Raw genomic sequence first — 18,773 nt, 5'->3', positions numbered from 1 at the left:
CTCCGAGTAGGTCCCGCCCTTCCCGTCGTACAAGCGGCTGCTCAGTTGCCCGCGGCCGACTCGGTGGCCGTCACGCTCGCGGACGCGGCGTCGGTCGGCGTGGCGGAGCCGGTCGGCGTGGCCGAACCGGAGGGGGTCGCGGAGCCGGTCGGCTTCGGCGAGGCCGTCGGCGCCGACGGGACGGCGCTCGGGCCCCACTTGCTGTAGTAGCTGTCGGCCGGGACCACGAAGGCGCGCAGGCTCACGTCACCGGTCGTGCTGAAGGTGAAGGTGACCTTCTGCGCGTTGCCGTTCCTGACGCTCTCGCCGAGCTCGCTCACCGCGGCGGCGGCGTTGCCCTTGCCGCCGAGGATGATGGAGCTGTGGGCCGGGACGGTGACCTTGCCCTTGCCCTTGGCGGGGGTGAGCTCGGCGCTGCCGCCGCCGTCGATGCTCACGGAGTCCAGCGTCTGGGGCTTGTCGCCGGAGTTGAAGACGGTGGCGGAGACCACGGCCGGGCCCTCGGTCTCACCGGAGGCCTCGGGGGTCGGCTGGGTGATCACCACGACGTTCTGGAGCTTGATGTCGCCCACGCGGGTCTCCGCGTTGTCCGGCTTGACCTCCAGGGTCTGGGCGTTGCTGCCGGCCGCGCACGCGGAGAGCGCGGCGAAGGAGAACGCGATGGCGGAGGCGGCGAGGGCGCCGCGTCGAAGGCTGCTGCTCACGGCGGCGGCAACTCCTTGACTTGAGCGGGGCGGCCCGTAAAGCCGCGCTAAGTGTCTGTCAGCGGCCTTAGGTTACCGAGCCGTTCCCGCAGCGACGCACCCGACCCTCCCCAAGGGGCGTGTCACTCCGTTCACGGATGACCCGTGCGTCACTCGCTTCCCGCACTCCGGCGCTCGTCGGGCATTCGGATAAGCGGCTTCGGCATCCAGCGGCAAATCTTCCGTGAAGGAATGCGCGATCGCCCCCGGAATTGATCACCACGTGATCCGCCGACCGTGTGTGATCAATTCCGGAATCGGCGGGGAAGTGACTGCGGACACCGAACGGAGTAGCGGAAGTCGCACACCTGGAACCGGACATTTGGGGACGTTAGCCCGCCTGGAGGCGCCTCCGGATGTGTGTAACGTACGCGTTTCCCCTCGCCCGGAGAGCCGCTCCGACCTGCGAATTCCTGCTTCCGCTCGGCCTCCGCAGCACGTTCCTGTTGCTGTTGTCAAGCCCCGAGATGTGCCCTGACCTGCGAAAACGCCATTCAGAACCCGCAGTTTCCGTGTTACCCTGGATAGCCACGGAAGGGGTACCTGTCACATGACGTTCAAGGTTGGCGACACCGTGGTCTATCCCCATCACGGGGCCGCGCTGATCGAGGCCATCGAAACTCGCCAGATCAAAGGCGTGGACAAGACCTACTTGGTGCTGAAGGTCGCCCAGGGTGACCTGACGGTACGTGTGCCAGCGGACAATGCGGAGTTCGTCGGCGTGCGTGATGTGGTCGGTCAGGACGGGCTGGACCGGGTCTTCGAGGTGCTGCGCGCGCCGTACGCCGAGGAGCCCACTAACTGGTCCCGTCGTTACAAGGCAAACCTGGAGAAGCTCGCCTCCGGCGATGTCATCAAGGTCGCGGAAGTCGTGCGCGACCTGTGGCGTCGTGAGCGCGAGCGCGGACTCTCCGCAGGTGAGAAGCGCATGCTCGCCAAGGCTCGGCAGATCCTGGTGAGCGAACTCGCCCTCGCGGAGAACACGAACGAGGACAAGGCCGAGGCGCTGCTCGACGAGGTTCTCGCGTCCTGAGCGTTCCTGTGCAGGCACCTCGCCCGCTCAGCTCAGCACACACTGAATCCGAATTGCCGCACTGAAATGCCGCGGTGCCCGATGACGCGAAAGCTGTCGCCGGGCGCTGCGGCATGTCTGTCTCCGGATGCCGGACCCAGGACCGCTCCGGGATCCCGGAGTGCCGTGCGCCTGTTCCTCTCGGGGGAAGATCCCCCGATACTTGGCGTGCCGGGCCCGGGCAGCAGGCTCGACCGGCGTCACGGAAGGGTCCGGTCAAGGCGTCGCGCCCGGCACGCTGTCTCCGTACCCACGTTGGCCGAGCACACAAACCTGACAGGAACCGATGTCTGACGTTTCGCTCCCTTCGCCCGCCGAAGCCCGTGCGGAGGCCCGCACCGCGGTGGTGATTCCGGCCGCCGGAAGGGGCGTACGCCTCGGTCCGGGCGCCCCCAAAGCGCTCCGAGCGCTGAACGGCACCCCCATGCTGATTCACGCGGTCCGCGCGATGGCCGCGTCCCGGGCCGTCTCCCTGGTCGTCGTCGTGGCCCCGCCCGACGGCGCCGGCGAGGTCAAGTCCCTCCTCGACGCGCACGCGCTGCCCGAGCGGACGGACTTCCTCGTCGTCCCCGGCGGCGACTCCCGTCAGGAATCGGTCCGGCTCGGCCTGGACGCCCTGCCCGCCGACTTCGGCATCGTGCTGGTCCACGACGCGGCCCGCCCGCTCGTCCCGGTCGACACCGTCGACGCGGTCATCGAGGCCGTCCGCGACGGCGCGCCCGCCGTCGTCCCGGCGCTGCCCCTCGCGGACACCGTGAAGGAGGTCGAGCCGGCGACCGCTCCCGGTGAGCCCGAGCCGGTGGTGGCGACCCCGGTCCGCGCGCGCCTGCGTGCCGTGCAGACCCCGCAGGGCTTCGACCGGGCGACCCTGATCCGCGCCCACGAGACGGTCAACGAGGACGTCACCGACGACGCGAGCATGGTCGAGCAGTTGGGCCTCACCGTCGTGGTCGTGCCCGGTCACGAGGAGGCGTTCAAGGTGACCCGCCCGCTGGACCTGGTCCTCGCGGAGGCGGTCCTGGCCCGAAGGAGGCTCAACGATGGTTTCTGAGCAGCCCGTGCTCCTGCCGCAGGTCGGCATCGGCACCGACATCCACGCCTTCGAGGAGGGTCGCGAGCTGTGGTGCGCGGGCCTGAAGTGGGAGGGCGAGGGCACCGGACTGGCCGGCCACTCCGACGCGGACGTCGTCGCCCACGCCGCCTGCAACGCGCTCTTCTCCGCGGCCGGGCTCGGTGACCTCGGTCAGCACTTCGGCACCGGCCGCCCCGAGTGGTCGGGTGCCTTCGGTGTCACGCTGTTGACGGAGGCGGCCCGGATCGTGCGCGCGGCGGGCTTCCGGATCGGCAACATCGCCGTACAGGTGGTGGGTCCGCGCCCGAAGATCGGCAAGCGCAGGGACGAGGCCCAGAAGATCCTTTCGGAGGCGGCCGGCGCCCCGGTGTCGGTGTCCGGGGCGACCACGGACGGCCTCGGCTTCCCCGGGCGCGGCGAGGGCCTGATGGCGGTGGCGACGGCCCTGGTGGTGCGGGAAGGGTGACGAAAGGACTGCTCCCGCGCACCCCCTTCGGCCCACTACGCTAGGTCCCGTGACTATTCGCCTGTACGACACCAGCGCCCGGCAGATCCGTGACTTCGTCCCGCTCACGGCGGGCTGTGTCTCGATCTACCTGTGTGGCGCCACCGTGCAGGCGGCCCCGCACATCGGGCACATCCGCTCCGGCCTGAACTTCGACATCATGCGCCGCTGGTTCGAGTACCGCGGCTACGACGTCACGTTCATCCGCAACGTCACCGACATCGACGACAAGATCATCGCCAAGTCGGCCGAGCAGAAGCGCCCCTGGTGGTCGATCGGCTACGAGAACGAGCGCGCGTTCAACGACGGCTACGACGCCCTCGGCTGCCTCCCGCCCACCTACGAGCCGCGTGCCACCGGGCACGTGACCGAGATGGTCGAGATGATGCAGGGCCTCATCGAGCGCGGCCACGCCTACGAGTCCGACGGCAACGTCTACTTCGACGTGCGCTCCTTCCCGGGCTACCTGGAGCTGTCGCGGCAGGAGCTGGACAACCTCCTCCAGCCGTCCGGTGACGGCGAGACCGGCAAGCGGGACCCGCGTGACTTCGCCATGTGGAAGTCCGCCAAGCCGGGCGAGCCGACCTGGTCGACGCCGTGGGGCCCCGGCCGCCCCGGCTGGCACCTGGAGTGCTCGGCGATGGCCCACAAGTACCTGGGCTCCGCCTTCGACATCCACGGCGGCGGCCTCGACCTGATCTTCCCGCACCACGAGAACGAGATCGCCCAGGCCAAGGCCTACGGCGACGACTTCGCGCAGTACTGGGTGCACAACGCCTGGGTGACCATGGCCGGCGACAAGATGTCCAAGTCGCTGGGCAACTCGGTGCTGGTCTCCGAGATGGTCAAGGAGTGGCGGCCGATCGTCCTGCGCTACTACCTCGGCACCCCGCACTACCGCTCGATGATCGAGTACAGCAAGGACGCCCTGCGCGAGGCGGAGTCGGCGTTCGCGCGGATCGAGGGCTTCGTGCAGCGCGTCACCGAACTGACCGGGAAGGCCGTGGAGCCGGCCGCCGAGGTGCCGCCCGCCTTCGCCGAGGCCATGGACGACGACCTGGGCGTCCCGCAGGCGCTGGCCGTCGTGCACACCACGGTCCGGCAGGGCAACAGCGCGCTCGCGGCCGACGACAAGGAGGCCGCGGTGGCCCGCCTCGCCGAGGTGCGCGCCATGCTCGGCGTCCTCGGCCTCGACCCGCTCGACCCGCACTGGGCCGGCGAGTCCGACCGCGGCGAGGACCTGCACGGCGTGGTCGACAGCCTCGTCCGCCTGGTCCTCGACCAGCGGGAGGCGGCCCGCGGCCGCAAGGACTGGGCCACCGCGGACGCCATCCGCGACCAGCTCGGCCAGTCGGGCCTGACCATCGAGGACGGGCCGCAGGGACCGCGCTGGACGCTGGGTCCCCGCTAGCCCCTTTCCTTGATCGATTGTGCCGCCCGGCCCTCCGGGCGGCACACTGCATAGACGTACGAACATCTCACCGACGTGGACACCCACGCAGAACAGGTAGGTCATGGCAGCCAACAACCGCCGCATGTCCGGCAAGAAGGGCGCGCAGGTCGGCAGTGGCGGCCAGCGGCGCAAGGGCCTGGAGGGCAAGGGCCCGACCCCGCCCGCCGAGATGCGCAAGGGCCACAAGAAGAACCGAATCGCCAACGCCAAGACCAAGCAGGCGGTGCGCCGTCCGGCGCCGCGCGGCCGGGGCGGCAAGGGCACCTCGGAGATGGTCGTCGGGCGCAACCCGGTCGTGGAGGCGCTGCGCGAGGGCGTGCCCGCGGTGACGCTCTACGTCCAGCAGTTCATCGACAACGACGAGCGGGTGCGTGAGGCGCTCCAGCTCGTCGCCGAGCGCGGCGGCGTCCACCTCATGGAGGCCCCCCGCCCCGAGCTCGACCGGATGACCAACGGGCTCAACCACCAGGGCCTGGTCCTCCAGGTCCCGCCGTACGAGTACGCCCACCCCGAGGACCTCGCCAACGCCGCGTACGACGACGGCGAGGACCCGCTGATCGTCGCCCTCGACGGCGTGACCGACCCGCGCAACCTCGGCGCGGTCGTCCGCTCGGTCTCCGCGTTCGGCGGCCACGGCGTCCTCGTGCCGGAGCGGCGTGCGGCCGGCATGACCGCCGGTGCGTGGAAGACGTCCGCCGGCACGGCCGCCCGCACCCCGGTCGCCCGCGCCACCAACCTGACGCGCGCCCTGGAGGCGTACAAGAAGCAGGGCATCGTGGTCGTCGGCCTCGCCGCCGACGGCGAGCACGAGATCGGCGACCTGGAGGCCCTCGGCGGCCCGGTCGCCATCGTGGTCGGCAGCGAGGGCAAGGGCCTGTCCCGCCTGGTCGGCGAGACCTGCGACTTCCGGGTGCGGATCCCGATGCCCGGTGGCGCCGAGTCGCTCAACGCCGGTGTGGCGGCGGGGATCGTGCTGTACGAGGCGGCTCGCCGGCGGGTCTGAACGACCGTTCGACGCCGTCCCCCACACGGGGTGTTCCGGGCGTTCGGGGCAAGCTTGACGGGGTCCGGACAGATCCGGCGAGTCAAAGCAGTGTCCTAACCACACGTCACTCGGTTAGATGAGTGTGGACACCAGAACACCCCGCACACCCACGGGGGACGGCCCGTCGGGCTTCGACGACGCTCCCGCGCTGAGCATGGTGAAGGTGCCGAGCGATCCGGCGCAGATCATCGTCAATCATGCGAGCTTCCGCGTGCAGTTGGGCGCGTCGACGAGACGCGCCCAGTCCCCGCGGATCGCACGGCACTTGATCGACGCCGAGGACACCGCCCGGATGCCGGCCGTCGGCGCCGCGGGGCGCCGTCGGCCCGTCGTGTGGAGCGGCAGGTCCGCGCCCGACGACACCGGCGCCCACCGCCTGTTGCAGGCCGTGCGGGGCGGCAGCGTCGGTCATGCCGAGCCGTCCGCCGGCGACGCCGGAGCCACCCAGGTCATCCCCCGCATCGACGTCGACCACGGCTACCAGGCCGACTACGACGGCGAGTTGGCCCAGACCATGGAGACCCCGGTCGTCGGCGCCCAGCGCACGCCCGACGACGACGGCACCCGACTCCTGCCCCATATGCGCACCGTGGGCAGCGCGTACGACGAACCCGCCTACGACGGCGAGGAGTTCGACGACGGCTTCGACGAGGCCCGCGCCGACCGCGCCACCAAGCGGCAGGGCGACGAGGCCGCGCGGCACGCGTACTACCCGGGCCGCCGGATGAACCTCGGCGTCGTCCTCCTCCCGCTCCGGATCTTCCTCGGCTTCATCTCCATCTACGCCGGCATGGGCAAGCTCTGCGACCCCGTCTACTTCGACGGCGGCAAGCGCGGCTCCATGGTCAAGTGGCTCAACACCCTGCACCCGTGGGAAGTGGCCGAGCCGCTGCGCCAGTTCGCCCTCCAGCACCCCGTCGGCTCCGGCCTCGTCATCGCCTTCCTCCAGGTCATCGTGGGCGTGCTCACGGTCCTGGGCTGCTGGCAGCGCGTCGGCGCGGTGATCGGCGCCGGCCTGTCCGCCGCGCTCCTCGTCACGGTGAGCTGGAAGAGCGTCCCCGCCTACGACACCCCCGACATCATCTACCTCGCCGCCTGGTCCCCGCTGATCATCGCCGGCGCCCCCGTCTACTCCATCGACGGCCGCCTCGCGGGCAGCGCCTGGCGCCGCCTCGGACCCCGCTCCGACATCTGGGAGCTGCGCCGCTACGTCCTGCGCCGCGGCGCCCTCGTCACGGCCGTCGTCGCCGGCCTCACCCTCCTGATCGGCTCCGTCCTCGGCGGTGCCGTCCGGGACGCCGACCGGGTCATCGTCCCCGGCCCCGGCGAGGCCCCGCGCAACGAGCTGCCGGGCTCCCCGCTCCCGCAGGACTCCGCCAAGGCCCGCAAGAAGAGCCCGTCGGCGTCCACCCGGCCCAGCCAGGGCGCCACCCGCGGCCCGTCCGCCGGCGCCTCCGCGACCCCCGGCGCCACCCGCGACACCGGCACGGTCACCGGCGGCTCGCCCAGCCAGACCCAGGGCACCACGGGCCGGACCTCGCCCCAGCAGTCCTCCCCGGCCCAGCAGGCCCCCAGCACCACCGCCGGCCCCACCGGGGGCACCAGCACCTCCGGCGGTTCGACAGGCGGCTCCGGCACCGGGGGCTCGTCCTCCGGCGAACCGGGCCTGGTGGGCGGTCTGTTGGGGTAGGCGGGCCGGTGGGCGACGTACTGGGCAACCCCACCGGCTGAGAGACACGGGCCCACGAGAAGGTCCCGCACCCGTGGGGGTGCGGGACCTTCTCGACGTATGCCGCCGTGGGCCGCCGGGTACGCCGCTAGCGGCCGAGGGCCGCCAGCTCCTTCGCGGCCTCCGTCAGGTCCTTCGCGGTGTCGATGGCCCGCCAGTAGGCGCCCTGCGGGATCGGGAACCCGGCGAGCCGCAGCTCGCGCGCCAGCGTGGGGAACGTGGTCCGCTCGTGGTCACCGCGCTCCGGCAGCAGCCCGGCGAACCCGGGCGAGAAGACGTACACCCCGGCGTTGATCTCGAAGGTCGACGGGGGCGCCTCCATGAAGTCCGTGACATGCCCGAACCCGTCGGTCTGCACGGCACCCCACGGGATCCGCGGCCGCGCCAGCGCGAGCGTCGCGACGGCGTCCCGCTCGGTGTGGAAGTCCGCCATGTCCCGCAGCGAGAACCGGGTCCAGATGTCACCGTTCGTCGCGTACCAGGCCCGGTCCGGGTGGGGCAGGTGCGCCGCCGCGTACTTCAGTCCGCCGCCCCGGCCGAGCGGCTCGGTCTCGATGACCGTCTGGACGCGCACCGGGAGGTCGGCCGTCCGCAGCCAGTCCTGGAGCACCTCGGCGAGATGCCCGCAGCTCACCACCACGTCCGTCACGCCTTCCTCGGCGAGCCAGACAAGCTGATGGCCGATGATCGGAGTTCCCGTACCGGGGATCTCGACCATCGGCTTGGGCCGGTCGTCGGTGTAGGGGCGCAGCCGGGACCCCTGGCCGCCGGCCAGGATCACGGCCTGGGTCGGACGGGACGCGGCGTTCGGATCGGTCATGCCCGAAACTGTACGGCGCGCCCCTGCCCCGACCCCGGTCGGCATCCCCTCTCGCGGGGGTCAGCCGTGTGCCGCCGCCACACCCGTCGCGAAGGAGGTGTCGCAGACGGGGCGGGCGTACGACTGCGCACGCGTGGGGCCGTACACCCGGACCGCGGCGCGGCCCAGGGCCTTCGCGATGGAGGCGCAGTGCTCGGCGAGCGACGGGCGCTCGTTCACGGCCTCCTGAAGGTGCGTGAGGGCGATCCCGGGGTCCTTCTCCTGGAGCTCGGTCAGGAGCTGGTCGCGCAGGGCGTCCTGCGGGGCGAGGCGCACGCTGCGCGGCTTGCTGTCCGAGACCGTCGCGTCCGAGGCGGTGAGCACCGAGGAGCTCGAGGGATCCCCCGACCAGTTGACTCGGGTGACCGCGAGGGTCCCGGAGAGCACCAGGACGACCGGCAGGACAAGGGCGAGGGAGCGGCCGATACGGCGGGCGGGGCCCCGGCCGCGTCGCGTCTGTTGGTAAGTGGAGTGCTTCACGCGTGTGAGGGTAGCGTGCGGTAATGATTTGGCGACATTTAGTCACCGGTTCGGGGGATGAGACGGTGCCGTTTTTTGGGTAGGGCGTTGACGCACACTGCTCGAAATGTGCCGGTGTGCCGGGGTATTCGTCGACACCCTTCGAGCACGGAAAGGGCCCCGCAGAGGCTCTGCGGGGCCCTTCTCGTCAACCTGGGTGAATTGCTGCTGTTCGTCCTCAGTCGGAGAGGCGCTCGCCCGTGGAGGTCGAGAACACGTGGGTCTCGCCCGGACGCGGCACGACATGCAGCGTGGCGCCCTTCTCCGGGACCGCGCGGCCGCTGACGCGGACGACCAGGTCCTTCAGCTCGCCGTCGACCTTGGCGGAGCCGTAGACGTAGCCGTCGGCGCCGAGCTCCTCGACCACGTTCACGGAGACCGCGAGACCGGCCGGGGCGTCCTCGGTGTCCTTGCTGAGGGCGGAGGCGGCGGCGCCGTTGTGCTCGACGACGTCGAAGTGCTCGGGGCGGACACCGACGGTGACGGTGGTGTCACCCTTGTCGGAGGCGGCCTTGAGGGCCTCGCGGTTGACGGGCACCACGCTGTTGCCGAACTTCACGCCGCCGTCGGTGATCGGGACCTCGACGAGGTTCATCGCCGGGGAGCCGATGAAGCCGGCGACGAAGAGGTTCGCCGGGCGGTCGTACATGTTGCGCGGGGAGTCGACCTGCTGGAGCAGACCGTCCTTGAGTACGGCCACGCGGTCGCCCATCGTCATGGCCTCGACCTGGTCGTGGGTGACGTAGACGGTGGTGATGCCGAGACGGCGCTGGAGCGAGGCGATCTGCGTACGGGTCGACACACGGAGCTTGGCGTCCAGGTTGGACAGCGGCTCGTCCATGAGGAAGACCTGGGGCTCACGCACGATGGCGCGGCCCATCGCGACACGCTGGCGCTGACCGCCGGAGAGGGCCTTCGGCTTGCGGTCCAGGTACTCGGTGAGGTCGAGGATCTTCGCGGCCTCCTCGACCTTCTGCCGGATCTCCGCCTTGTTGACGCCGGCGATCTTGAGCGCGAAGCCCATGTTGTCGGCGACGGTCATGTGCGGGTAGAGCGCGTAGTTCTGGAACACCATGGCGATGTCCCGGTCCTTCGGCGGCAGGTGCGTGACGTCGCGGTCACCGATGCGGATGGCGCCGCCGTTGACGTCCTCGAGCCCCGCCAGCATGCGGAGCGAGGTGGACTTGCCACAGCCGGACGGGCCGACCAGGACGAGGAACTCGCCGTCCTCGATGTGGATGTCGAGACCGTCGACGGCGGGCTTCGTGGAACCCGGGTAAATGCGGGTCGCCTTGTCGAACGAAACAGTGGCCATGGCTCAGAGGCCCCCTTCTACCGGCAGGAACGTGCCGGACGATCCGTTGTAGGAAGGTGGTGGTCCAGTCCACGCAGGTGGACTGGCTCAGGACGGTACCTGGCGTTCACCCGTATGTCAGTACCTGGCGGACTGTGAACTTCGCGGAAATTTTCGACAGGCCCCCTCGGCGACCTGGGTACACTGCTCGGGCGCACGTCCGCGGCAGCGGGACACGCCTCCTTAGCTCAGATGGCCAGAGCAACGCACTTGTAATGCGTAGGTCGTCGGTTCGAATCCGACAGGGGGCTCCGTCGAGGCCCGGGTCGGATCACTTCTGACCTGGGCCTCCGTCGTGTGCGGACGGTTCGGCCGCCGGCAGTTCCACGTCGATGCGCAGGCCGCCCGCGGCGCCCGGGGTCAGGGTGAGCGTGCCGTCGTGGGCGTGGGTGATGGTCTTGACGATGGCCAGGCCGAGGCCGACGCCCGCGTGGTCGGTGTGGATGCGCTCGGTGCCGCGCTGGAACGGTTCGGTGAGGGTCGGGACCAGTTCCTCGGCGAGCCGCTCGCCGGTGTTCTCGACCGTGAGGACCACCGTCCTCGGGCGCACGCCGGTCGTGACCCGCACGGTGCCCCCGTCGGGCAGGTTGTGGACGATCGCGTTGTGCTCGAGGTTCGTGGTGAGCTGGAGCAGCAGCGCCGGTGATCCGGTCGCCGGGGTGATGTCGCCGCGGGTCTCGAGGGTGACGCCGTGCTTCTCCGCGAGGGGCAGGAGCGTCTCGGTGGCCTCTTCCGCCAGCAGGGACAGGTCGACGCGCTCCCGGGTGAAGGACCGCTGCTCGGCGCGGCTGACCAGGAGCAGGGCCTCGGTGAGGTCGATCGCCCGGGTGTTGACGGTGTGCAGGCGGTCGATGAGTTCGGCGGTGTCGTGGTCCGGGTCGGTGCGGGCCACGTCCAGGAGCGACTTCGAGATCGCGAGCGGGGTGCGCAGCTCGTGGGAGGCGTTGGCGGCGAACCTGCGCTGTTCGGCGACGTGCGCCTCCAGTCGCGCGAGCATGGTGTCGAAGGTGTCGGCGAGCTCGCGGAACTCGTCGCGGGGGCCCGGCAGCCGGATCCGGTGCGAGAGGGATCCGGTCGTGGCGAGGCGGGTGGCCTCCGTGATGCGGTTCAGGGGGGCGAGCATGCGGCCGGCGAGGATCCATCCGCCGAGGAGGCCGAACACCAGCAGGAACGTCATCGCCGCGACCGCGGTGGGGGCGAAGGCCTTCAGGAACATGGTGGCCGGAGTCGCCTGCACCGCGCCCGCCGAGTTGAACGCCGGTTCTCCCTGCCGCAGCAGGAAGAAGCCCACGGCGACGATCAGCAGGACGCCCGCGAGCAGGAGGAACCCGGCGTAGCTGAGGGTGAGTTTGAGGCGGACGCTCAGACCGGGCGGCCTATCCACGGTCGTCTCCCTCGGGGCCGGCCCCCGGCTGGGCGTCGATGCGGTAGCCGACGCCCGGCACGGTGGCGATGACCCAGGGTTCGCCCAGTCGCTTGCGCAGGGCGGAGACGGTGATGCGGACGGCGTTGGTGAACGGGTCGGCGTTCTCGTCCCAGGCGCGTTCCAGGAGTTCCTCGGCGCTGACGACCCCGCCCTCGGCGCCGACGAGGACCTCGAGCACGGCGAACTGCTTCCTGGTCAGGGCGACGTAGCGATCGTCCCGGTAGACCTCCCGGCGGAACGGGTCCAGGCGCAGACCCGCGATCTCCCGCACGGGAGGGCGGTGGTGGGCGCGCCGGCGGTCCAGCGCGCGCAGCCGGAGCGCGAGTTCCTGGAGCTCGAAGGGCTTGGTGAGGTAGTCGTCGGCGCCGAGTTCGAAGCCGGAGGCCTTGTCGTCGAGGCGGTCGGCGGCGGTGAGCATGAGGATCGGCATGCCGCTGCCGGAGGCGATGATGAGCTTGGCGATCTCGTCACCGGAGGGGCCGGGGATGTCCCGGTCGAGGACGGCGATGTCGTAGGTGTTGACGCTCAGCAGCTCCAGCGCGGTGTCGCCGTCGCCCGCGATGTCGGCCGCGATCGCTTCCAGGCGGAGACCGTCGCGGATGGCTTCCGCCATGTAGAGCTCGTCCTCGACGATCAGCACACGCATGCCGTCGATGCTACGAGCGGGCGCATATCGCCGGCGTATCGAAATCCGCATACGGGCCGGAAACCGGGGGCCGCCTTGACTGGCGGTACGACACGAAGGCCGGCGCGGGTGGGCCGGCGCCCCCACGGACCCGAGGACGCAGCAGTGAGCGACACCGTGACCGGCAGTGCGCAAGGACAGGCGGGGGCGCGGGCGGACACGGCGGAGCCCGCGCCGGGCGGGACCGCCACCACTGTGACCTGGCAGCTCCGCCTCCGTCGGATGATCCGCGCCTGTTCCGGGCCGGGCCCCTGGAAGCGCGGTCCGCTGCTCGCGGGGTGCGCGCTGCTGCTCGGCCTGCTCCTGCTGCTGCACGGGTGGATCACGGACCGTGGCGGTCTCGGCAGCCTGGTGGAGACCTTCCTGCCGTGGTTCGGCCTGCTCGTGCCGGTGCTGCTGGCCGGGGCGGTGTGTCGCCGCTCCGCCTCCGCGGTGGTCGCGCTGCTGCTGCCGGTCACGGTGTGGCTGAACCTGTTCGGCGGGCTGCTCGGCGACCGCTCCCACGCGGGCGGCGACCTCGTCGTGGCCGGCCACAACGTCGGCGCCGACAACCCCGACCCGGCCGGTACCGCCCGCGACCTGGCCGCGTCGGGGGCGGACGTGCTGGCCCTGGAGGAGATCAGCGCGCAGGCCGGGCCGGTGTACGAGCGGAGCCTGGCGAGGACGTACCGGTACCACGCGGTGCTGGGCACGGTCGGGCTGTGGAGCAGGCTGCCGCTGTCGGACGTCCGGCCGGTCGACATCGAGACGGACTACGGGCCGCTGACCGAGACCAGGTCCGCCGCCGACCGGCTGCCCTCCAACCGCGCGCTGCGCGCCACGGTGGCGACGGGCCGGGGCCCGCTCGCGGTGTACGTGGCCCACCTGGGGTCCGTGCGCGTGCTGCCCGGGACCGGCTTCTGGACCAGCGGCCGGGACCGCAACGCGAAGGCGCTGGCCCGGGCCGTCGCCGCCGAGCCGAACGGCCGGGTGGTGCTGCTCGGCGACCTGAACGGCACCACGGACGACCGCGCCCTCGCCGACCTCACCTCCCGCCTGCGCTCGGCCCAGGACACGGCCGGCAAGGGCTTCGGCTTCACCTGGCCGGCCACCTTCCCGGTGGCCCGGATCGACCAGATCCTGGTCCGCGGCGTCCAGCCCCGGAGCTCCTGGGTCCTGCCGCCCACCGGCAGCGACCACCGCCCGGTGGCGGCCGCGATCAGTTGGTGAGACCGGGGTTTTGGGTGCCGCCTGGTCACCTCGTGCCGGAGGCCTTTTTCAGGGACTCGTCGGTGAGGCGGTACACCGTCCAGTCGCTCTGGGGGTGGGCGCCGAGGGATTCGTAGAAGTCGATCGCGGGGGTGTTCCAGTTCAGGACGGACCATTCGAGGCGCTGGTAGCCGCGCTCGACGCAGATGCGGGCGAGCTCGGTGAGCAGGGCCTTGCCGTGGCCGGCGCCGCGGGCCGTGGGGCGGACGTAGAGGTCCTCCAGGTAGATGCCGTGGACGCCGCGCCAGGTGGAGAAGTTGAGGAACCAGATCGCGTAGCCGACGACCGTGTCGGCGGCGTCGGTGGCCACGTGGGCGTAGGCGGCGGGCCGGGGGCCGAAGAGGGCTTCGTGGAGTTGGTCCTCGGTCGCCTTGGCCTCCGCCAGGGCCCTTTCGTAGTCGGCGAGTTCGCGGATCAGGGCGTGGAGGGCGGGCACGTCGGCGGGGGTGGCGGGACGGATCACGGCTGTCGGCTCCGGTGGGTGCGCAGGCGGTGGGCGATGTCGAGTTGGCGGGGTTCGAGGGGGCGGCCGTCCTCGATGTCCCACAGGGCGTTCTGGAGGAGGCGGCCCATGGTCCAGGCACGCGCGCGGGCGCGGTCCAGGCCGAGGACGTCGGTCATGGCGTCGAAGCGCCAGGTGATCTCGTCGGGGTCGAAGCGGTTGTCCAGGGCGGGCCAGAGTTCGAAGCCGGGGTCCCCGGCGAGGGGTTTGGGGTCGATGGCGAGCCAGGGGGCGCGGTCCGCGGCGAGGACGTTCTCGTCGTGCAGGTCCCAGTGCAGCAGCCGGTCGCCGGGCTCGTCGACGACCTCGCGGACGGCGGCCGCGCAGTCGGCGACGGTACGGCGGGCCCAGGGGTCGGGGACGCGTTCCAGGGCCGCGGGCGTCTCGTCCAGCATGGCGCGCGCGATGTCGCCGAGCCGGCGCATCCCGGCCGGGGCGGGCCCCGCGGTCAGACGGGCCAGCAGACCGGCGATGACGAGGACCGCGTCCCGGGCAGCGTGGACAGCATGCGGGCGGAGTCGAGGCGTTCCAGGAGCATGGTGTGGGTGACCGGGTCGTGGTCGAGGAGGCGGACCGCCCCGTCGCCGTCCCACCGGCGCAGGGCGACCGGCTCGTCCGCGCTCTCCTCGTCGAGGAGCTGGAGCTTGAGGGCGGCCGGGGTGCGGTCGGCGCGGCGGCGGACGGGCAGGACCAGGGCGGTGACGCCGTGCAGGGGGGAGCCGTCCGGTCGCAGGTCCCAGCGCTCCAGGAAGACCTCGACCAGAGCCGGCAGGCCCGCGATGAACTCCCGGCCCCGGTCGCCGTTGTGGAGCGCCTGGGCCGCGGCCAGTTCCTCCGGGATGTCGATCACGTGTCGGACCCTACCGGCGTGCGTGAATCGACTCATGCGAATCAACCGGGGTGTCCACAGGGTGTGGGCGTACGTCCGCAGCGCCCCCGGCACCTATGTGTGGCTGGCGGTCCTCTTCGTGACGACGGTGGCGCTGCACCACATGTCGCCGGAGTTCGAGGAGCAGTTCCTGCGGCAGCGCTCGACCAACATCCACGAGCTGTCGAGCAATCCGGTGCGGGTGCTCGTCTCCAGCGCGATGTGGATCGACAGCGGGCACTGGCTGCCGTACGTCGTCCTCTACTCCCTCTTCCACGCGCCGGCCGAGCGCCGGCTGGGCACCGCGCGCTGGCTGGCGGTGTGCGCGGCGGCGCATGTCCTGGCCTCGCTGATCAGCGAGGGCGCGCTGCTGTGGGGGATCCGGCACGGGATGGCGCCCGCCTCCGCGGTCAACACGCTGGACATCGGGGTGAGTTACGCGCTGGCCGGGGTGGTCGCCGTGCTCGTGTACCGGATTCCGGAGCCCTGGCGGTACGTCTACGGCTTCGCGGTCCTCGTCGTGTACGCGGTGCCGCTGGTGACCGGGCGGACCTTCACCGATCTCGGGCACTTCACCGCGGCGCTGATCGGTTTCGGGTGCTTTCCGCTGGTCGCCGGGCGGGAAAAAGCACGGAATCCGAAGGAGACAGCGGGTGTGCCGGCGGGCTAACGTCCCAGGCCATGAGCAGCAGGACCGTGAACGGCGGCATCTCCTTCTGGTACGCGGACGACGGCTACCCCGAGGCGCGGGAGCCGCTCGGCGGTGACGCGTCGGCGGACGTCGTGATCGTCGGCGGCGGGTACACCGGACTGTGGACGGCGTACTACCTGAAGAAGGCCGTGCCCTTCCTGCGGATCACCGTCCTGGAGCAGAAGTTCTGCGGCTACGGCGCCTCCGGGCGCAACGGCGGCTGGCTCTACAACGGCATCGCGGGCCGCGACCGGTACGCGAGGCTGCACGGCCACGAGGCCGCCGTACGCCTGCAGAAGGCCATGAACGACACCGTCGACGAGGTCGTCCGGGCGGTCGGCGAGGAGGGTTTCGACGCCGGTCTCCACAAGGGCGGCGTCCTCGAAGTCGCCCGTACGCCCGCGCAGTTGGCGCGGCTGCGGGCCTTCCACGAGCACGAGCTGTCGTACGGCGAGAAGGACCGTGAGCTGTACGGCGCCCGGGAGACCGCCGAGCGGATCCGGGTCGCCGACGCCGTCGGGTCGTCCTGGACGCCGCACGGGGCCCGGGTGCATCCGGTGAAGCTGGTGAAGGGGCTCGCGGCGGCCGTCGAGGCGCTGGGCGTCACGATCCACGAGCAGACCCCGGTGACGGAGATCCGGCCCAAGCACGCGGTCACGCCGTACGGCACCGTCCGCGCGCCCTATGTGCTGCGCTGCACCGAGGGCTTCACCGCCGCGCTGAAGGGCCAGAAGCGGACCTGGCTGCCGATGAACTCCTCGATGATCGCCACCGAGCCGCTGACCGACGAGCAGTGGGCGGCGATCGGCTGGGAGGGGCGTCAGACGCTGGGGGACATGGCGCACACGTACATGTACGCGCAGCGCACCGCCGACGGGCGGATCGCGCTCGGCGGGCGCGGGGTGCCGTACCGGTTCGGCTCGCGCACCGACAACGACGGCCGGACGCAGGCCGGGACGGTCGAGGCCCTGCGCGAGATCCTCGTCGCCTTCTTCCCGATGCTGGCCGGGACGCGTGTCGAGCACGCCTGGTCGGGGGTGCTGGGCGTGCCCCGCGACTGGTGCGCGACGGTCACCCTGGACCGCTCCACGGGCGTCGGCTGGGCGGGCGGTTACGTCGGCTCGGGCGTCGCCACCGCCAACCTGGCCGCCCGCACCCTGCGGGACCTGGTCCAGCAGGACTCCGGCCAGGGCGGCCGGACCGAGCTGACGGAACTGCCGTGGGTCGGCCACAAGGTGCGCAAGTGGGAGCCGGAACCGCTGCGCTGGCTCGGCGTGCAGGGCATGTACGCCACCTACCGCAGCGCGGACCGGCGCGAGCACGGCGGCCACAGCGCCGAGTCGTCCCGGCTGGCGCGGTGGGCGGACCGGATCGCCGGGCGGCAGTGAGCGGACGGAGGGGCGGCCCGCGGACCGCCCCTCGCGCGTTCACCTCGGCGGGTCGGCGTCGACGCCGACGACTCGGCCCGCACACCGGCGAGTCGCCCTCACGCCACCGATTCCGGCACCGGTGCCGGGGCGGGGACCCCGTGCCGCGGCGGCTTCGCCGTCACCATCAGGCCCGCCACCAGACCGGCCAGGAGCATGATGCCGACGGCCCACCAGATGGCCACCGTGTAGCCGTGCACCACGCCCTCCCGGACGATCCGCGCCTTCTGCGACGGGTCGGTGAGACGGGCGGTGACGTAGGCGGTGCTGCTGGTGGTGGCGATGGTGTTGAGCAGGGCCGTACCGATCGAACCGCCCACCTGCTGCGAGGTGTTGACGGTCGCCGAGGTCACCCCGGAGTCCTGCGGGGCGACGCCCGCGGTGGCGGTGGAGAACACCGGCATGAAGGTGAGGCCCATGCCGAGGCCCATCAGGAGCAGGGCGGGCAGGATCTCGGTGGTGTAGGAGCTGTGCACCGTCATCTGCGTGAGGATCAGCATGCCGCCCGCGGCGAGGACCATGCCGGGGACCATGAGCGCGCGCGGCGCGACGCGGTTCATCAGCCGGGCCGAGATCTGGGTGGAGCCGACGATGATCGCGGCGGTCATCGGGAGGAAGGCGAGCCCGGTGCGCACGGGGGAGTAGGCCAGCACGACCTGGAGGTAGTAGGTCATGAACAGGAAGAGGCCGAACATCCCGATGACGGCGAGCCCCATGGTCAGGAAGCAGCCCGCGCGGTTGCGGTCCTTGACGATGTGCAGGGGCAGGAGCGGCATCGGGGCCCGGGACTGCCACCACACGAAGACCGCCAGGAGGACGACGCCCCCGGCGAGCAGGCCCAGCACCAGGGGGTCGCTCCAGCCCCGCGGCTGCGCCTCGCTGAAGCCGTAGACGATCGCGACCAGGCCGCCGCAGCCCAGCAGCACGCCGGGCACGTCGAGACGGGCGCCCGCGTGGCCGGGGCGGTCGTGGAGGAGGGCGAGGGCGCCGAAGACGGCGAGCACGGCGATGGGCACGTTGACGTAGAGGCACCAGCGCCAGTTCAGGTACTCGGTGAGCAGTCCGCCCACGATGAACCCGATCGCCGAGCCGGAGCCCGCGAGGGCGCCGTAGATCCCGAAGGCCTTTCCGCGCTCCTTGGGGTCGGTGAAGGTCGTGGTCAGCAGGGACAGCGCGGAAGGGGCGAGGACGGCCGCGAAGACGCCCTGGAGGGCGCGGGCGGCGAAGAGCATGCCGGAGCCGGTGGCGGCGCCGCCGAGTGCGGAGGCGGCGGCGAAGCCGACCAGGCCGATCACGAAGGTGCGTTTGCGGCCCACCAGGTCGGCGATGCGGCCGCCGAGCAGGAGCAGACCGCCGAAGGCGAGCGTGTAGGCGGTGATCACCCACTGCCGGTTGCCGTCGGACATCCCCAGGTCGCGCTGGGCGGAGGGCAGCGCGATGTTCACGATGGTCGCGTCGAGAACGACCATGAGCTGCGCCAGGGCGATGACCACCAGGCCCCACCAGCGGCGTGGATCTTCACCTGTCCGGGTGACACTCATGGGGTCAGAAGACCATGCATCGGTACGGGTCGCA

Annotated in this window: 17 protein-coding genes, 1 tRNA gene and 1 pseudogene; 10 read left to right on the top strand and 9 right to left on the bottom strand. The window is 71.6% G+C overall.

The features are described 5' to 3' along the window. Positions 1-41: 41 nt before the first annotated feature. The gene (locus ACZ66S_RS37540; RefSeq protein ID WP_469906062.1) at positions 42-704 is read right to left on the bottom strand and encodes a copper chaperone PCu(A)C domain-containing protein; all 663 of its coding nucleotides are present in this window, start codon (positions 702-704) and stop codon (positions 42-44) included. 589 nt (positions 705-1,293) lie between these two features. Between ACZ66S_RS37540 and ACZ66S_RS37535 the strand changes: the two genes are divergently transcribed. The 6 genes from ACZ66S_RS37535 to ACZ66S_RS37510 all read left to right on the top strand — a co-directional run bounded on the left by ACZ66S_RS37535 (position 1,294) and on the right by ACZ66S_RS37510 (position 7,580). Further along, positions 1,294-1,776, top strand: a complete 483-nt coding sequence (locus ACZ66S_RS37535; RefSeq protein ID WP_003953493.1) for a CarD family transcriptional regulator — start codon at positions 1,294-1,296, stop codon at positions 1,774-1,776. Between the two features lie 325 nt (positions 1,777-2,101). After that, the gene (ispD, locus tag ACZ66S_RS37530; RefSeq protein WP_469906061.1) at positions 2,102-2,866 is read left to right on the top strand and encodes a 2-C-methyl-D-erythritol 4-phosphate cytidylyltransferase; all 765 of its coding nucleotides are present in this window, start codon (positions 2,102-2,104) and stop codon (positions 2,864-2,866) included. Beyond that, positions 2,856-3,353, top strand: coding sequence for a 2-C-methyl-D-erythritol 2,4-cyclodiphosphate synthase (ispF, locus tag ACZ66S_RS37525; RefSeq protein WP_469906060.1), 498 nt, complete (start codon positions 2,856-2,858; stop codon positions 3,351-3,353). Before ispD ends, ispF begins: the two co-directional genes overlap by 11 nt. Positions 3,354-3,402: 49 nt before the next feature. Then, positions 3,403-4,803, top strand: coding sequence for a cysteine--tRNA ligase (gene cysS, locus ACZ66S_RS37520; RefSeq protein ID WP_469906059.1), 1,401 nt, complete (start codon positions 3,403-3,405; stop codon positions 4,801-4,803). 103 nt (positions 4,804-4,906) lie between these two features. Continuing rightward, positions 4,907-5,848, top strand: a complete 942-nt coding sequence (rlmB, locus tag ACZ66S_RS37515; protein ID WP_469906058.1) for a 23S rRNA (guanosine(2251)-2'-O)-methyltransferase RlmB — start codon at positions 4,907-4,909, stop codon at positions 5,846-5,848. 118 nt (positions 5,849-5,966) lie between these two features. After that, positions 5,967-7,580, top strand: coding sequence for a DoxX family protein (locus ACZ66S_RS37510; protein ID WP_469906057.1), 1,614 nt, complete (start codon positions 5,967-5,969; stop codon positions 7,578-7,580). A gap of 127 nt (positions 7,581-7,707) precedes the next feature. On the opposite strand, the gene ACZ66S_RS37505 is transcribed toward ACZ66S_RS37510, so the two are convergent. The 3 genes from ACZ66S_RS37505 to ACZ66S_RS37495 all read right to left on the bottom strand — a co-directional run bounded on the left by ACZ66S_RS37505 (position 7,708) and on the right by ACZ66S_RS37495 (position 10,312). Then, positions 7,708-8,439, bottom strand: coding sequence for a nucleotidyltransferase family protein (locus ACZ66S_RS37505; RefSeq protein ID WP_469906056.1), 732 nt, complete (start codon positions 8,437-8,439; stop codon positions 7,708-7,710). 60 nt (positions 8,440-8,499) lie between these two features. Further along, positions 8,500-8,958, bottom strand: coding sequence for a hypothetical protein (locus tag ACZ66S_RS37500; RefSeq protein ID WP_469906055.1), 459 nt, complete (start codon positions 8,956-8,958; stop codon positions 8,500-8,502). Between the two features lie 217 nt (positions 8,959-9,175). Continuing rightward, a complete protein-coding gene (locus ACZ66S_RS37495; protein WP_020140121.1) occupies positions 9,176-10,312 on the bottom strand; it encodes an ABC transporter ATP-binding protein in 1,137 nt (378 codons plus the stop codon). 216 nt (positions 10,313-10,528) lie between these two features. On the opposite strand from ACZ66S_RS37495, the gene ACZ66S_RS37490 reads away from it, so the two are divergent. Continuing rightward, positions 10,529-10,602 (top strand) — tRNA-Thr (locus tag ACZ66S_RS37490). 20 nt (positions 10,603-10,622) lie between these two features. Here ACZ66S_RS37490 and ACZ66S_RS37485 read toward each other — a convergent pair. Both ACZ66S_RS37485 and ACZ66S_RS37480 read right to left on the bottom strand, forming a co-directional pair. Next, positions 10,623-11,735 carry a sensor histidine kinase gene (locus ACZ66S_RS37485; RefSeq protein ID WP_469906054.1) on the bottom strand — a complete coding sequence of 371 codons (1,113 nt, stop codon included), beginning with the start codon at positions 11,733-11,735 and terminating at the stop codon, positions 10,623-10,625. Further along, positions 11,728-12,423, bottom strand: coding sequence for a response regulator transcription factor (locus ACZ66S_RS37480; RefSeq protein WP_469906053.1), 696 nt, complete (start codon positions 12,421-12,423; stop codon positions 11,728-11,730). Before ACZ66S_RS37480 ends, ACZ66S_RS37485 begins: the two co-directional genes overlap by 8 nt. 261 nt (positions 12,424-12,684) lie before the next feature. Here ACZ66S_RS37480 and ACZ66S_RS37475 point away from each other — a divergent pair, with 261 nt between their 5' ends. Further along, positions 12,685-13,671, top strand: coding sequence for an endonuclease/exonuclease/phosphatase family protein (locus tag ACZ66S_RS37475; protein ID WP_469906161.1), 987 nt, complete (start codon positions 12,685-12,687; stop codon positions 13,669-13,671). Between the two features lie 25 nt (positions 13,672-13,696). Here the strand turns inward: ACZ66S_RS37475 and ACZ66S_RS37470 are convergent, their stop codons facing one another. Further along, positions 13,697-14,173, bottom strand: coding sequence for a GNAT family N-acetyltransferase (locus ACZ66S_RS37470; protein ID WP_469906052.1), 477 nt, complete (start codon positions 14,171-14,173; stop codon positions 13,697-13,699). Next, positions 14,170-15,098 (bottom strand): annotated as a pseudogene (locus ACZ66S_RS37465) (aminoglycoside phosphotransferase family protein). The gene ACZ66S_RS37470 and the pseudogene ACZ66S_RS37465 overlap by 4 nt, the downstream one beginning before the upstream one ends. On the opposite strand from ACZ66S_RS37465, the gene ACZ66S_RS37460 reads away from it, so the two are divergent. Both ACZ66S_RS37460 and ACZ66S_RS37455 read left to right on the top strand, forming a co-directional pair. Further along, positions 15,097-15,750 (top strand): rhomboid-like protein, encoded by a 654-nt coding sequence (locus ACZ66S_RS37460; protein WP_469906051.1) that lies wholly within the window; start codon positions 15,097-15,099, stop codon positions 15,748-15,750. The pseudogene ACZ66S_RS37465 and the gene ACZ66S_RS37460 overlap by 2 nt on opposite strands. Before the next feature lie 11 nt (positions 15,751-15,761). Next, positions 15,762-17,159: an NAD(P)/FAD-dependent oxidoreductase gene (locus tag ACZ66S_RS37455; RefSeq protein WP_469906050.1), complete on the top strand. Its 1,398-nt coding sequence runs from the start codon at positions 15,762-15,764 to the stop codon at positions 17,157-17,159. Between the two features lie 98 nt (positions 17,160-17,257). Here ACZ66S_RS37455 and ACZ66S_RS37450 read toward each other — a convergent pair whose 3' ends face one another. Beyond that, positions 17,258-18,739 (bottom strand): MFS transporter, encoded by a 1,482-nt coding sequence (locus ACZ66S_RS37450; RefSeq protein WP_469906049.1) that lies wholly within the window; start codon positions 18,737-18,739, stop codon positions 17,258-17,260. Positions 18,740-18,773 lie beyond the last annotated feature (34 nt).

Source organism: Streptomyces sp. NPDC107471, assembly GCF_055582845.1.
This window is presented reverse-complemented; position numbering and strand designations above follow the sequence as displayed.